Genomic DNA, 13934 nt, shown 5'->3' with positions numbered 1-13934 from the left:
GCGGGCGGCCGGCGAACGGGCGGGCTGCGCCTCAGACGAACGCGGCGCTGCCCGTGATCGCGCGGCCGACGATGAGCGTGTTCATCTCCCGGGTGCCCTCGTAGGAGTAGAGGGCCTCGGCATCGGCGAAGAACCGGGCGACCCCGTAGTCGAGGACGATGCCGTTGCCGCCCATCACCTCGCGGCACCAGGCGACCGTCTCGCGCATCCGCGCCGTCGTGTAGGCCTTCGCGAGTGCGGAGTGCTCGTCGCGCTGCTCGCCCGCGTCGAGCATCTCGGAGACCCGGGTGGCCAGGGCGATGCTCGCGGTGATGTTGCCGATGCTCTTCACCAGCAGGTCCTGCACCAGCTGGTGCCCGACCAGCGGCTTGCCGAACTGGACGCGCTCTCGGGCATAGCGCAGGGCGGCGTCGTAGGCGCCGATCGCGACGCCGATCGCCTGCCAGGCGACCTCGGCGCGGGTCAGCCGGAGGACCTTCGCCGTGTCGCGGAACGAGTTCGCGCCCTGCAGGCGCAGCGACTCCGGCACGCGGACGCCCTCGAGCACGATGTCGGCGTTCTGCACGGTGCGCAGGCTCTGCTTGCGGGCGATGGCCGTGGCGCGGTAGCCCGGGGTCGAGGTCGGGACGAGGAAGCCCTTCACCTGGCCGTCGGCGACGTCCTTCGCCCAGATCACGGTGACGTCGCTGAAGGTCGCGTTGCCGATCCAGCGCTTCTCGCCGTCGAGGATCCAGGTGTCGCCCTCGCGGCGGGCGGTGGTGCGCAGGCCCTGCGCGGAGTCGGAGCCGGAGTGCGGCTCCGTCAGGCCGAAGGCGCCGATCACCTCGCCCGAGGCGAGCTTCGGCAGCCACTCGGCCCGCTGCTCCTCGGAGCCGGCGACGCCGACCGTCCCCATCACCAGGCCGTTCTGCACGCCGACGTAGGTGGCGATGCTCGCGTCGACCCGGCCGAACTCGAGGGCGACCCAGCCGCGGAACACCGACGAGTTCTCGATCGTGCGCGTCTCGGGCCAGGAGAGGCCGATCACGCCGGTGGCGTGGATCCCGGGGATGAGCTGGCGCGGGAACTCGGCGCGCTCCCAGTACTCGTCGGCGATCGGGCGGACCTGCTCCTCGAGGAACGCGCGGACGCCCACGAGGAGCTCCTTCTCGGCGGGGGTGAGCCGCGACTCGAAGCCGTAGAAGTCGGCGTTGAGCAGTTCGAAGGTCGTGCTGTCCATGGTTCATCGCTCCATCGCTCGGGCGCGCAGCGACTCGGCCCGCAGGAGCGGCGGCGGTGCGGCTCCCCCCAGCGTACGAAGGGGGTGCCCGGGCGGCGCGGACGCTGGTGATCGGCGCCAAGCGGCGGCCGCTCCTCCGGGGCCGCTCTTGTAGATCCTGCTAGCGTCGGGCCCGGCCCGCCCCGGCAGGATCCGGACGGTGCCGTCTCGCACACCGCTCCCGGAACGGAAGGCCCTCGCCGTGTTCATCCCGATCGGCAACACCCCCCGCGACTACGCCTGGGGCTCGCTCACCGGCATCTCGGACGCCCTCGGCACCGCGCCGTCCGGCCGACCCGAGGCGGAGCTGTGGCTGGGGGCGCACCCGGGCTCGCCGGCCCGCATCCTCGACCCCGCCTCCGTCGGCGCGTCGACCCTCGCCGAGTGGATCGCCCGCGAGCCCGAGACGGCGCTCGCCGGAGTCGCCGGCTCGGTCGACCCCGTGTCCGGTGCGCCGCGGCTGCCGTTCCTGCTGAAGATCCTCGCGGCGGGCGCACCGCTCTCGCTCCAGGCCCACCCGTCGTCAGCGACGGCGCAGCGCCGGTTCGTCGAGGAGGACGAGGCCGGCGTCCCGCGCGACGCGGCCGAGCGCAACTACAAGGACCCGTTCCACAAGCCGGAGCTGATCTACGCGCTCACCGAGAGCTTCGACGCGCTCTGCGGCTTCCGCGAGCTCGACGGCACCCGGGCGCTGCTGGCCGAGCTGGCCGGTCGCGCCGCGGGGGAGGAGGCGGCGGCGATCACGCGCTTCGCCGCGCAGCTCGAGGGCGAGCCGACGGTCGTGCTCCGCCGGGCGGTCTCCTGGCTGCTCGCCGACGGCGACCGCGCGGAGGTCGCGGCCCTGATCGCGGCGGTCGTGGCCGCGTCGGCGGGCGAGGACCGCCTCGAGACGGCGACGGTGCGCTCGCTCGCCGAGGCCTACCCGGGCGACCCGGGCGTCGTGCTCTCGCTGCTGCTCAACCGCGTGCGGCTCGCCCGCGGCGAGGTGCTCTACCTGCCCGCCGGCAACATCCACGCGTATCTCGCGGGCACCGGGGTCGAGCTGATGGCCGCCTCCGACAACGTCCTCCGCGGCGGGCTCACGCCCAAGCACATCGACGTGCCCGAGCTGGTCAGCGTGCTCGAGTTCTCGCCGCTGCCGGTGCCGTACCTGCCGGCCGAGGAGCCCGCGCCCGGGCTGCGGGTCTACCGGCCGGACGTGCCGGACTTCCTGCTCGCCGTCGTCGAGCCGACCTCGGACGAGCCGGTGCGCGTCGAGCTCGACGGACCGGCCATCGCGATCGCCACCGACGGCGCGTTCACCGTGCACGGCGCCCAGGGCTCGGTCGAGGTCGAGCGCGGCGGCAGCGTGTACGTGACGCCGTCGGAGCGCGCCCTCTCGGTCACCGGCCGCGGCACCCTCTTCGTCGCCACCGTCTGACCGAGGGCCTTTCAGCCCGCAGGGCGCACCAAGCCGGTCGAGCAGCGCGCAGCGCGTCTCGGGACCCACCGCCATCGGGTCGGCGGGTCCCGGCGCGGCTCAGGAGGCGGCCGCGGCCGCCGACGCGAAGGTGCGGCGGTAGGCCGCCGGCGTCGTCTGCAGCACGCGGGCGAAGTGGTGGCGGAGGACGGCAGCGGTGCCGAAGCCGACGCGGGTGGCGATCGCCTCGAGGGTCAGGTCGGACTCCTCCAGCAGCTGCTGGGCGCGGAGGAGCCGCTGACGGTTGAGCCAGGCCAGCGGCGTGGTGCCCAGGTCGGCGCGGAAGCGGCGGGCGAAGGCGCGCGGCGACATCAGCGCTCGCCGGGCGAGCAGGTCGACGCTGAGCTCCTCGTCGAGGTGGCGCAGCATCCACTCGGTGACGTCGGCGAGCGAGTCCGCGCGTGCCTCCGGGATCGGCGTCGGGATGAACTGCGCCTGGCCGCCGTGGCGCTGCGGCGGCACCACCATGCGGCGCGCGACGACGTTCGCGGCCGCGGCGCCGAGCTCCTCGCGGACGACGTGCAGGCACGCGTCGATCCCGGCCGCGGTCCCGGCGCCCGTGACGATCCGGCCCTCCTGCACGAACAGGACGTCCGGGTCGACCTCGACCGCCGGGTGGCGCCGGGCGAGCTCGTCGGCGTGCATCCAGTGCGTCGTCGCCCGTCGCCCGTCGAGCAGGCCCGCCTCGGCCAGCACGAACGCGCCGCTGCAGACGCTCACGATCCACGCCCCGCGCTCGTGAGCGCGGCGCAGCAGGGCGAGCACGCGATCGTCGGCGGGGCCGATCGGGTGCGCCGGCACGGCGATCAGGTCGGCGTCCTCGGCCGCCTCGAGGCCGTCGGCGATCATCAGCTCGAAGCCGAGCGAGGTGCGCACCGGCCCCGGATCCGCGGTCGCGATGCGGAAGTCGAACACCGGCCCGCCGTGGTCGCGCCGGTCGATCCCGAACACCTCGCAGACCACGCCGAACTCGAACGGGGCGACCCCGGGCAGGGCGAGGACGGCGACGGAGTGGAGCACGGCGGCAGGATATCGTGACACCACGAGATCCCGCCACCAGGCCCGCGTCACCCCGCCGCTAGGGTTGCGTCGGTGCGCGCGCGGCGCCCGTCATCGAGGAGGATCCACATGGCATGGCTGGTCACCGGGGGAGCCGGGTACATCGGAGCGCACGTGGTGCGCGCGTTCGCCGAGCAGGGCATCGACCCCGTCGTCCTCGACGATCTGTCGTCCGGCCACGAGGGCTTCGTCCCCGAGGGCGTGCCGTTCCACCGCGGCTCGATCCTCGACGAGGCGCTGCTGGACGAGGTCTTCGCGCAGCACGAGATCGAGGGCGTCGTGCACGTCGCCGGCTTCAAGTACGCGGGAGTCTCGGTGCAGCGCCCGCTGCACACCTACGAGCAGAACGTCACCGGAACGATGCGCGTGCTCGCCGCGATGGAGCGCGCCGGCGTCCGCTCGATCGTCTTCTCCTCCAGCGCCGCGGTGTACGGCGCGGTCGACGCCGAGCTCGTCACCGAGAGCACCCCCAAGAGCCCCGAGTCGCCCTACGGCGAGTCGAAGCTGATCGGCGAGTGGCTGCTGGCCGACGCCGGCCGCGCGCACGGAGTGCGCCACGCCTCGCTCCGCTACTTCAACGTGGTCGGCTCCGGCTACCCGGACGTCTACGACACCAGCCCGCACAACCTCTTCCCGCTGGTGTTCGAGGCGCTGCTGGCCGGACGGACGCCGCGCATCAACGGCGACGACTACCCCACTCCGGACGGCACCTGCGTCCGCGACTACATCCACGTCGCCGATCTCGCGCTCGCGCACGTCGCGGCGGCGCAGCGCCTGGCCGCCGGCGAGCCGATCGAGCCCGTCTACAACCTGGGCAGCGGGTCCGGCGCCTCGGTCGGCGAGATCATGACCGCGATCGCCGACAGCACCGGCATCGCCTTCACCCCGGAGGTCGCCCCGCGCCGCCCGGGCGACCCGCCCCGCATAGTCGCCTCGGGCGAGACCGCGGCCCGCGACCTCGGCTGGGAGATGCGCCACACCGTCGCCGAGATGGTGGAGAGCGCCTGGCGCGCCCGGAGCGCCGCGGGGTCCTGACCCCGCCCGGGAGCTTCGACACGGTCGCGACACGCCGGTGTGTCGTGAACCCTCCACGGCGGGTTGAGGGTTTATGGTCCGCGACTTGACCTCAGCGAATGACACCGGTGTAATTACTGAGGCGGCCCACCCTCCGGCAGGAGCCGGTCGCCGATCATGTTCGCGGGCGGGGTAGGAGACGGTATGGCGATTCCCGACAGCGTCTCTGGCAGCGACAGAGGCTTCGGAAACGACAGAGGCTTCGGAAACGACGCGGGCCCCGGCAGCGACCGGGCCTCCGGCATGAGCGCGGTCCCCGAGGACTGGTTCGTCGATCCCGTCCGCCTCGGCGTCCCCGGCGTGCGCCAGGGCATCGACTCGGGCAGCGAGGCGCCCGGCGGCGCCCTCTCCTGGCAGGTCGACTCGCTCTGCGCGCAGACCGACCCGGAGGCGTTCTTCCCCGAGAAGGGCGGATCCACGCGCGACGCGAAGAAGATCTGCACCTCCTGCGAGGTCCGGGCGCAGTGCCTCGAGTACGCGCTCGAGAACGACGAGCGCTTCGGCATCTGGGGCGGCCTCTCCGAGCGCGAGCGCCGCAAGCTGCGCCGCCGGGCGTGACGACCGCCGCTCACCGGAGGCGGCGAGCCGCCGCGGGGCGCCCCGCGCCCATCGCTTAGGGTGGTCCGCGATGTATCCCCGAGTAACCGCCGTCCTGGTCGCCCACAACGGCGCGGCCTACCTGGAACGCACCCTCGCGGCGCTGCGGGCCCAGACCCGACAGCCCGATGCGACCGTGTTCGTCGACGGCGGATCGAAGGACGCGACCGGGCAGCTCCTCTCCGGCTGGGGTCCGACCCAGTTCGTCCAGGTCGCCGAGAACCTCCCGTTCGGCCAGGCCGTCGCCCGCGCCGTGCGCGTCATGCAGGCGCCGACGGGGGAGGACGAGTGGCTGTGGCTGCTCGCCGCCGACTCCGCTCCTGAGCCGGGTGCGCTCGCCGCGCTCCTCGGCGCGGTCGAGGTCGCACCCTCCGTCGCGGTCGCCGGACCGAAGGTCATGGACTGGACCCGCTCCGGCTACATCCGCAGCTACGGCGAGTCGATCACCAACTACGGCACCACGGTGCACCTCGTCGAGGACGAGCTCGACCAGGGCCAGCACGACGCCACGCCCGACGTGCTGGCCGTCGCCGCCGGCGGCATGCTCGTGCGGCACGCGCTCTGGGAGGAGCTGGGCGGCTTCGACCCCGGGCTGCCCGTGGTCGACGACGCCCTCGACTTCTCGATCCGCACCCGCCTCGCCGGACACCGGGTCAGCCGCGTCCCCGACGCGCGGGTCACCACCGCGTGCATCGGCCTCCAGCGCCCCGACGGCCGCCGGATCGACAGTGGGGAGCGCCGCCGCGCCCGCCAGCACCGCACCGCGCAGCTGCACCGCCGCCTCGCCTACGCCCCGGTGGCGCTGCTCGTCCTGCACTGGCTCTCGCTCGTTCCGCTCGCCGTCGGCCGTGCGGCCGTCCGGCTCCTGCGCAAGCAGCCCGGCCTCGTCGGCGGCGAGCTGCTCGCGGCCTTCGTCGTCGCGTTCGGCGGCACCAAGGTCTTCCACGCCAGGCGCGTCCTCCGCTCGTCGAAGAACGTCGGCTGGAAGGCCATCGCGCCTCTGCGCATCCCGCTCGACGTGGTCCGCCAGCTCCGCTCGGTCCGGCACGACGCCGTCCGGGTGCAGGCCAGCCGCGAGCGGCACCCGCTGCACTTCTTCCAGGCCGGCGGAGTCTGGATCGTCCTGGTCGCCGCGATCGCCGGGCTGATCGTCTACGCGCGCCTGCTCGCCGCCACCGCCATGGGCGGCGGCGGTCTGCTCACCCTCTCGCCGTCGGTCGGCGAGCTGTGGCGGAACGCCGCGTACGGCTGGCGCGACCTCGGCTCCGGCTTCATCGGCGCGGCGGACCCGTTCGCCGCGGTGCTCGCCGTCCTCGGCTCGCTCACCTTCTGGGCGCCGAGCTTCTCGATCGTCCTCCTCTACCTCACGGCTCTGCCGCTCGCGACGATGGGCGCGTGGATGATGATCGCCCGCCTCACCGCGCGGCCGATCGCCCGCGGCGCCGGAGCCTTCGTCTACCTGCTCGCGCCGGCCTTCTTCGCCGCCCAGTCCGAGGGCCGCCCGGCCGCGATCCTGGTGCACGTCCTGCTGCCCTGGCTCTTCTTCGCCGGCTTCGGCGCCTACCGCTCCTGGTCGTCCTCGGCGACCGCGTCGATCCTCGCGGCGGCGGTCGTCGCCTGCGCGCCGGTGCTCGCCGTGCCGCTCGCGCTGATCTGGATCGTCGTGCTGGCCACCTCGGGGCGCCGGATCGGGCGCTTCGCCGGACTGCCGATCCCGGCCCTCGCCCTGCTCTTCCCGATCATCGTCGCGCACGCCCAGCGCGGCGACTGGTTCGCGATCCTCGCCGACCCCGGTGTGCCGCTGCCCTCCGCCAGGGCGGACTTCTTCTCGCTCCTCGCAGGGTTCCCGTCCGGCGTCACGACCGGGTGGCTCGAGTTCCTCGGCGGTCTCGGCATCCCCGCGTCGGCGGCGGGTCTCGCGACCGCGGTGCTCGTGCTGCCCCTGGTGATCTCCGCACTCGCGGCGCTGCTGCTCCCGAACAACCTGTCCGCCCTGGGCGGGGTGGGCGTGGCCGCCGCCGGCCTGCTGACCGCGGCACTCGCACAGGGCATCCAGGTCGTGACCACCGGGTCCGAGGCGGTCGCCGTCTGGAGCGGCACGGGCCTCAGCCTGTACTGGCTCGGCCTGGTCGTCGGCTTCTCGCTCTCGGTCGCCGCGCTGCCGTCCTACCGGGTCATCCCCGCGCTGGTCGTGACCGCCGCCGCCGTCGTGGCGGTCGCTCCGCTGGCGGTGCTGTTCCCGACGGGCGGCGGGACCGTGACGACCGCCGGCTCCGACCGCTCGCTGCCGGCCTACGTCGCCGCCGAGGCGCAGAACGAGCCGCGGGTGGGCACGATCGTGCTCGTCCCGCAATCGGACGGCGGGATCCTCGCGCGCCTCGAGCGCGGCGCGGGAGCGACCCTCGACCAGCAGTCGACCCTCGCCGCGACCGGCACCGAGCAGACCGACGCCATCGACGAGCTGGCCGGCAACCTCGTCTCGCGCACCGGCTACGACATCGGCGCGGCCCTGCAGGACCTCGGCGTCCGCTTCGTCGTGCTCGCCCCGCCGACCAGCACCGACGCCGGTGACGCGGCCTCGGCCGTCAGCGCCCGCGCCGCGGTGTCGCTGGACGGGAACGCCGCGTTCTCCGCCGTCGGCGACACCCAGTACGGCCTGCTCTGGACCGCGGTCGACACCGAGGGCACCCGGATCGACGCGGCGCCGCAGGGCGTCGTCGGCCCCTTCGGCGTGGCTTACACGATCGCGCTGCTGATCGTGTTCCTGGTCGCCTTCCTGCTGGCCGTCCCGACCGGCCTCTCGCTCGAGCGCTCCCGCTCGGGAGCCGCCGTCGCGGGGATCGACGACGAGCCCGGCGAGGCCACCGGCCAGTTCGACGACGGGACCGACGATGCCTGACCGGTCGAACCCCGGATCCGCGACGCCTGACCCCGCCGACCAGGAGAAGCGCATGTCGCAGTCCCCGTCCCGCCCCTCCCGCGCCGACCGGCGTGCCGAGCGCGGCGCCTCGAAGCCCGCTCCGGCGAAGCCGACGGGCGCCCGCGACCGGACCGTCTCGGCCGCCCGCCACCGCCGGACCGTGCTCCGCAGTGCCGCCGGCGCCGCGGGACTGGCCCTGGCCGTCGCCGCGGTCGTGCTGCCGCAGATCCTGCCGACACCGCTGGCGACCGTCGCCGCCGACGGCGTGGTCGTCACTCCGGTGGCGGCGGACGGCACCCTCGTCTGCGCGGGCAGCCTGATCGACGCGAGCGACCCCGAGGAGCTCCGCGCCCTCGACGACTCGGGCACCTCGCTCTGGCCGCGGGACGCGACCGGCGACCAGTCGGTCCTGGACGAGGCCGACGTGGCCGCCGCGGGCACCGGCATCACCCGGCTCGCCGTCCCCGCCGAGTCCGACCCGACGCCCGGCGGCGTGACGACGCAGTCGATCGCGACCGAGCAGCTCTCCGGCCTCTCGGCGCTCGGCTGCGCGGAGCCCTCGGCCGACAGCTGGCTCGTCGCCGGATCGACCGACGTCGGCCGGACCTCGGTGCTCGTCCTCGCCAACGCCAGCGAGGTCGCGGCCACCGTGGACCTCTCGCTCTACGGCGAGAACGGCGTCGTCCCGGCGACCGGCGCCACCGGCATCGTCGTCCCGGCCGGCACCGTCCGCGCACTCCCGCTCGCCGGGCTCGCTCCCGACGTGGTCCAGCCGGTCGTGCGGATGACCGCACGCGGCGGCGAGATCGCGGCGAGCATCCAGAGCAGCGCCATCTCCGGCCTGACGCCGCAGGGCGTCGAGACGACCGGCCCCGCGGCGACGCCGGCCACACTCACCGTGATCTCCGGCTTCACCGTCGCGACGCCCCCGGCGGACACGGCGGGCGACGACGGCACGGGCGGCGAGGGCACTCCCGTCCTGCGGATCCTCGCGCCCGGCGAGGCGGACAGCACCGTCTCGATCGAGGTCGCCAACGAGGACCCGAGCGGCATCGGCACCTCGACGCAGGTGGTGGTCCCGGCCGGCCGCGTCGGCGAGGTCCCCCTCTCCGGCCTGGCGGACGGCTCCTACCGCGTCACGCTCACCTCGGACCAGCCCGTCGTGGCGGCCGGGCGCACGACGTCGACCGGCGCCGCCGGGACGGACTTCGCCTGGTTCGTCTCCGGGACCGCGACCGACGTTCCCTTCGGCGTCGGCAACACCGGTGAGGCGGGGGCCGTGCTGCACCTCGCGAACGGCAGCGACACCTCGGCGTCGGTGCAGCTCGAGTCGGAGGCCGGCAGCCGCACGCTCGACATCGGTCCGTTCGCCTCGGTGTCGGCCGAGCTCGGCGTCGACGCCGTCGTCGTCACCAGCGATCAGCCGGTGCAGGCGTCGGTCTCGATCGCGAGCGAGGGGCGGATCGCGGGCTACGCGATCGTGCCGCCCGGGCCGCTGTCCTCGCCGGTCACCGTCTACTCGCACTGAGCGGTCGGCGTCTCGGAGGCGCCGCTCGGCTCAGCGGTGCCGGACGCTCAGTGGTGCCGGAACCGGTCCGGGGAGATGTCCCACGGGTCGCGGCCGAGGAGCTCGGCGACCGCGCGGAAGACGTAGCTCTCGATCATCATCCGCTGGTGCCACTCGTCGCGGCGGTGCAGCTTCGCCAGCCGCTCGATCGGCACGCGGTACAGCGTGATGCGCCGCGCGGCGTGGTCGACCCGCCAGCGCGCGATGCCCGTGCCCTCGAGCCGGGCCGGGTCGACGTCGGGCGTGGAGGCGAGCTCCACCCGGATCCCCGCCAGCTCGTCCGGCCAGGCGTCGCGGAGGTAGTCGAAGGCCGAGCCGATGGTCGTCTCGAAGAAGTCCGCCCGGGTCTGCAGCGGCGGCAGGTGCGGGCCGGTGACGGCACCGCGGATGCCCCGGCCGTGCCGGTCGCGCGAGCCGCCGCGCACCGAGCTCGACTGACGAGCGGTGGAACGGCGTGCGCGGGGCATTGGACCAGCTTATGGCCCCGCGGCCTCTTGCTACTGTGGCGCGATGGACCGACGGCAGTGCTCGCGCACCGGGTGCAGCCTCCCCGCGGTCGTGACCCTCACCTACGACTACCGGGACTCGCTCGTCGCGGTCGGGCCGCTCAGCCCGCAGCCCGATCCGCACGGCTACGACCTGTGCGCCGAGCACGACCGGCGGCTGCTGGTGCCCCGGGGCTGGGAGACCGTGCGCTACCTCGAGCCGCCGTCGGCCTGAGCGTCCGGGGGAGCCGGAGCGCTCGGTGCAGCCCGAGTTCCCCGCCGAGCCCGTGGGGCCTCGCGCACCGGGAAGCCGCGCGGCGCGTCCGCGAGCACCGGTGCGAGCCGGCTCATCCGCCGGTCGACGAGCTCCAGCGCCCGCTCCTCGCGGCGTCGGCGCAGCGCGGCGACGGCGAGCAGGAAGTCCTCGGCGGGTGCGGCCGGGAGCGGTGAGACGAACGCGGCGGCCTCCTGCGCCAGCGACCGGGCGAGCTGCGAGCGCGAGGGCTCGGTCATCCCGGAGCGCTGGCGGAGGAACTGCGCGAGCCGGCGCGCCAGGGCGTCGGGCAGCCGGGCCACGTCTGCGGTCGCCGCCCAGCCGGTGAGCGGCGCCGGGATCTCGACGACGAGCGGGGGCGCGGCCGGTACCCGCTCGAGCTGGCTGTGCGTGCCGGCGAGCACGTCGCCGAGCCGGCGCGAGCGGCGCGAGAGCAGGCCCACCACCGCGGCCAGCCCACCTGCTGTCATCACGATCTCGAGCACGCCGGTGAGACCCCGGACGAGGGCGTGGCGGAAGCCGATCGCGCCTCCGTCGTCGCGGACGACCCGGGCGCCGACTGCGAGCTTGCCGAGCGAGCGCCCCCGCGTCGCGGTCTCGACGGCGACGGGCACCAGCACGATCGAGACCACCAGGGCGGCGATCGCGACGGCGGCCGAGGCGGCGGCGTCGAGCCCGCCGTCGCTCGCGAGGACGGCGACGAGGTAGAACAGACCGAAGGCGAGCAGGAACTCCGCGACGAGGTCGATGATCGCGCCGGCGGCCCGCAGGACGAACGAGGTGACGGGGATCTCGAGGGCGATCGCCTCGCCGGTGACCAGGCCCGCCGTGTCGAAGCCGGCGCTGTCGAGGCGGAGGTCGTCGCGGTCGTCGGACATGCAGCAGCTCCCTCGATCGTCGGCCCCGGCTATCATCTCAGCAGATGGACATCGATGCTCTCTCGGCCGCGCGCGGCGGCCAGTGGACCCGCCTGGACGAGCTCGCGCGCAAGCGCCGGCTGACCGGCGGCGAGGCCGACGAGCTCGTGGAGCGCTACCAGTCCGCCTCCGCCGATCTCGCCGCGATCTCCTCGACCGCGGGGTCGACCGCTGTCGGCACGCGCCTGGCCGTCTCGCTCTCGCGAGCGCGGGGCCGCCTGACCGGGACGCGCGAGGATCCGCTCGCCGCGGTCGCCCGCTTCGCCGTCGTCTCGTTCCCCGCCGCGCTGTACCGGATCCGCTGGCTGACCCTGGCCGTCGCGCTGGCGACCGTGCTGGTCGCCGGCCTCTTCGCGGTCTGGATCCTCGGTGACCCGCGCCTGCTCGCCGCGCTCGGCGACGACGAGCAGCTGCGCCGCTTCGCGCAGGAGGACTTCGTCGACTACTACTCGGAGAACCCGGCCGCGTCCTTCGCCGGTCAGGTGTGGACCAACAACGCCTGGATCGCGGCGCAGTGCGTCGCCTTCGGCATCGTCGGCGTCTACGTGCCGTACATCCTGCTGCAGAACGCGCAGAACCTCGGCACCTCGGTCGCCGTGATGTTCCACGTCGGCGAGGGCGACACCTTCTTCCTCTACATCCTCCCGCACGGCCTGCTCGAGCTGACGGCGGTCTTCGTCGCCGCGGCGGCCGGGCTGCGGATCTTCTGGGCCTGGATCGCGCCCGGGCCGCGCACCCGGGGGCAGGCGCTCGCGGAGGACGCGCGGAGCCTGTTCACGGTCGCGATCGGGCTGGTCTTCGTGCTGCTCGTCTCGGGCGTGATCGAGGGCTTCGTGACGCCGGCGCCGTGGCCGTGGTGGCTGAAGATCGGCATCGGCGCGCTCGCGCTCGGCGGCTTCATCGCCTACTTCCTGGTGCTCGGCGGCCGGGCCGTGCGCGCGGGGGAGACGGGCGACCTCGGCCGCTTCGACGCCGGTTCGCGGAGCATCAGCGAGGGCTGAGCGCGAGGTCCGGGCTCAGAGCCGGCCGGTGGCCTTCAGCGCGAGGTAGCGGTCGGCGAGGGCGGGCGGCAGCTTCTCCGGCGAGGCGAGCACCACGTCGCCGCCGAGCCGCCGCACGGCGGCCGCCAGCCGGTCCGCGTCGGCGAGCGAGCGCTCCGCCGCCGCGGCCGCGTAGACCGCACCGCGGTCGCCGCGGTCGGCGGCCATCCGGGCCAGCTCGGGGTCGATCGCGCAGGCGACGACCACGGTGTGCTGCCTCGTGAGCTGCGGGAGCACCGCGAGCAGCCCCTCCGATGCGCCGACGGAGTCGAGCGCCGTGAGCAGCACGACGAGCGAGCGCTGCGAGACCAGGGTGCGAACCTGGCCCGGCACGGCCGACCAGTCGGTCTCGATCAGCTGCGGCTGCACGGGGGCGAGCGCGTCGACGACGCGGCTCAGCACCTCCGTCCCGGTCGCGCCGTGCACGCGGGCGCGCCGGGCGCGGTCGAAGGCGAGGACGTCGACGCGGTCGCCGGCCGAGGCGGCCAGCGCCGACAGCAGCAGCGACGCCTCGATCGCCGTGTCCAGGCGCGGCTCGTCGTCGATGCGGGCGGCGGAGGTTCGGCCGGTGTCGAGCACGAGCACCACCCGCCGGTCGCGCTCGGGTCGCCAGGTGCGGACGACGGGCTCGCGGCGCCGGGCGGTGGCCCGCCAGTCGAGCGAGCGGACGTCGTCGCCGCGGACGTACTCGCGCAGGCTGTCGAACTCGGTGCCCTGACCGCGGATCATCACGCTGGTGCGCCCCTCCAGCTCGCGCAGGCGGGCGAGGCGCGAGGGCAGGTGGCGGCGGGAGCGGAACGGCGGCAGCACCCGGACGACAGCGGGCGCCGCGAGGGTCGCCTGCCGGCCGGCCAGCCCGAGGACGCCGTTCGAGCGGATCGTCGCGTGCAGCGCCCGGCGCTCTCCGCGGCGGCGCGGCTCGAGGACCGTGCGGACCGCGCGGCGCTCGCCCGGCGGCAGCCGCAGCGGCGAGCGGGTCGCGAGCGCCCCGGCGGAGGGCTCCCAGGCGTCGCGGACGACGCCGGTGATCCGGTGCCGTCCCGTGTTCGTGATCAGCAGCGTCGCCTCCGCGCGCTCGCCGAGGCGCACCCGGTCGGGGGTCCGCCGCTCGAGCACGACCGCGCGCGCGGAGCCGGCCACCGCGAGGTCGACGCCCACCAGGATCAGCCAGACCAGCAGCCACAGCCCGAGCACGGCGAAGGCGACCTCGGCCCGGCGTCCGAGCAGGACGACCGGCACGAGGCCGACGAGGAGGACGAGGACGGAGCGTCCGGTGAGGTGCAC

Annotated in this window: 12 protein-coding genes; 7 read left to right on the top strand and 5 right to left on the bottom strand. The window is 74.8% G+C overall.

Annotated features, from left to right (window positions below):
- Positions 1-31 precede the first annotated feature (31 nt).
- Positions 32-1219, bottom strand: coding sequence for an acyl-CoA dehydrogenase family protein (locus MT353_RS02030; protein WP_123735239.1), 1188 nt, complete (start codon positions 1217-1219; stop codon positions 32-34).
- Positions 1220-1418: 199 nt separating this feature from the next.
- Between MT353_RS02030 and manA the strand changes: the two genes are divergently transcribed.
- Complete coding sequence (manA, locus tag MT353_RS02025) at positions 1419-2678, top strand: mannose-6-phosphate isomerase, class I (protein WP_243623496.1); 1260 nt, start codon at positions 1419-1421, stop codon at positions 2676-2678.
- A gap of 99 nt (positions 2679-2777) precedes the next feature.
- Here manA and MT353_RS02020 read toward each other — a convergent pair whose 3' ends face one another.
- Positions 2778-3737 carry a GlxA family transcriptional regulator gene (locus MT353_RS02020; protein WP_243623495.1) on the bottom strand — a complete coding sequence of 320 codons (960 nt, stop codon included), beginning with the start codon at positions 3735-3737 and terminating at the stop codon, positions 2778-2780.
- 108 nt (positions 3738-3845) lie between these two features.
- Here MT353_RS02020 and galE point away from each other — a divergent pair, with 108 nt between their 5' ends.
- The 4 genes from galE to MT353_RS02000 all read left to right on the top strand — a co-directional run bounded on the left by galE (position 3846) and on the right by MT353_RS02000 (position 9895).
- Positions 3846-4811, top strand: coding sequence for a UDP-glucose 4-epimerase GalE (gene galE / locus MT353_RS02015; RefSeq protein ID WP_243623494.1), 966 nt, complete (start codon positions 3846-3848; stop codon positions 4809-4811).
- A 282-nt stretch (positions 4812-5093) separates the two neighbouring features.
- Complete coding sequence (locus tag MT353_RS02010; protein ID WP_123444423.1) at positions 5094-5408, top strand: WhiB family transcriptional regulator; 315 nt, start codon at positions 5094-5096, stop codon at positions 5406-5408.
- Between the two features lie 70 nt (positions 5409-5478).
- Positions 5479-8346 carry a glycosyltransferase family 2 protein gene (locus MT353_RS02005; RefSeq protein WP_243623493.1) on the top strand — a complete coding sequence of 956 codons (2868 nt, stop codon included), beginning with the start codon at positions 5479-5481 and terminating at the stop codon, positions 8344-8346.
- Between the two features lie 52 nt (positions 8347-8398).
- On the top strand, positions 8399-9895 hold the full coding sequence (locus MT353_RS02000; protein ID WP_243623492.1) for a DUF5719 family protein: 1497 nt from the start codon (positions 8399-8401) through the stop codon (positions 9893-9895).
- A gap of 47 nt (positions 9896-9942) precedes the next feature.
- On the opposite strand, the gene MT353_RS01995 is transcribed toward MT353_RS02000, so the two are convergent.
- Positions 9943-10401, bottom strand: a complete 459-nt coding sequence (locus tag MT353_RS01995) for a metallopeptidase family protein (RefSeq protein ID WP_123734335.1) — start codon at positions 10399-10401, stop codon at positions 9943-9945.
- 43 nt (positions 10402-10444) lie between these two features.
- Between MT353_RS01995 and MT353_RS01990 the strand changes: the two genes are divergently transcribed.
- Positions 10445-10654 carry a DUF3499 family protein gene (locus tag MT353_RS01990; protein ID WP_123444386.1) on the top strand — a complete coding sequence of 70 codons (210 nt, stop codon included), beginning with the start codon at positions 10445-10447 and terminating at the stop codon, positions 10652-10654.
- Here MT353_RS01990 and MT353_RS01985 read toward each other — a convergent pair.
- Entirely contained in the window at positions 10630-11571 is a 942-nt protein-coding gene (locus tag MT353_RS01985; protein WP_243623491.1) for an RDD family protein, read from the bottom strand. The two genes, MT353_RS01990 and MT353_RS01985, sit on opposite strands and share 25 nt — an antisense overlap.
- A gap of 44 nt (positions 11572-11615) precedes the next feature.
- On the opposite strand from MT353_RS01985, the gene MT353_RS01980 reads away from it, so the two are divergent.
- Positions 11616-12611 (top strand): stage II sporulation protein M, encoded by a 996-nt coding sequence (locus MT353_RS01980; protein ID WP_133963414.1) that lies wholly within the window; start codon positions 11616-11618, stop codon positions 12609-12611.
- A 15-nt stretch (positions 12612-12626) separates the two neighbouring features.
- On the opposite strand, the gene MT353_RS01975 is transcribed toward MT353_RS01980, so the two are convergent.
- On the bottom strand, positions 12627-13934 hold the full coding sequence (locus MT353_RS01975; protein WP_243623490.1) for a DUF58 domain-containing protein: 1308 nt from the start codon (positions 13932-13934) through the stop codon (positions 12627-12629).

The sequence above is a fragment of the Rathayibacter sp. VKM Ac-2927 genome (assembly GCF_022815525.1).
Lineage (GTDB): Bacteria > Actinomycetota > Actinomycetes > Actinomycetales > Microbacteriaceae > Rathayibacter > Rathayibacter festucae.
Note: the sequence above shows the minus strand (reverse complement) of the source record. Positions and strands in the feature narration are given on the sequence as shown.

Coding starts and splice junctions, on each gene's coding strand:
- MT353_RS01995 (WP_123734335.1), bottom strand. CDS start 10,401: ATGCCCCGCGCACGCCGTTCCACCGCTCGTCAGTCGAGCTCGGTGCGC.
- MT353_RS02000 (WP_243623492.1), top strand. CDS start 8,399: ATGTCGCAGTCCCCGTCCCGCCCCTCCCGCGCCGACCGGCGTGCCGAG.
- MT353_RS01980 (WP_133963414.1), top strand. CDS start 11,616: ATGGACATCGATGCTCTCTCGGCCGCGCGCGGCGGCCAGTGGACCCGC.
- galE (WP_243623494.1), top strand. CDS start 3,846: ATGGCATGGCTGGTCACCGGGGGAGCCGGGTACATCGGAGCGCACGTG.
- MT353_RS02005 (WP_243623493.1), top strand. CDS start 5,479: ATGTATCCCCGAGTAACCGCCGTCCTGGTCGCCCACAACGGCGCGGCC.
- MT353_RS01990 (WP_123444386.1), top strand. CDS start 10,445: ATGGACCGACGGCAGTGCTCGCGCACCGGGTGCAGCCTCCCCGCGGTC.
- MT353_RS02030 (WP_123735239.1), bottom strand. CDS start 1,219: ATGGACAGCACGACCTTCGAACTGCTCAACGCCGACTTCTACGGCTTC.
- MT353_RS01985 (WP_243623491.1), bottom strand. CDS start 11,571: ATGTCCGACGACCGCGACGACCTCCGCCTCGACAGCGCCGGCTTCGAC.
- MT353_RS02010 (WP_123444423.1), top strand. CDS start 5,094: ATGAGCGCGGTCCCCGAGGACTGGTTCGTCGATCCCGTCCGCCTCGGC.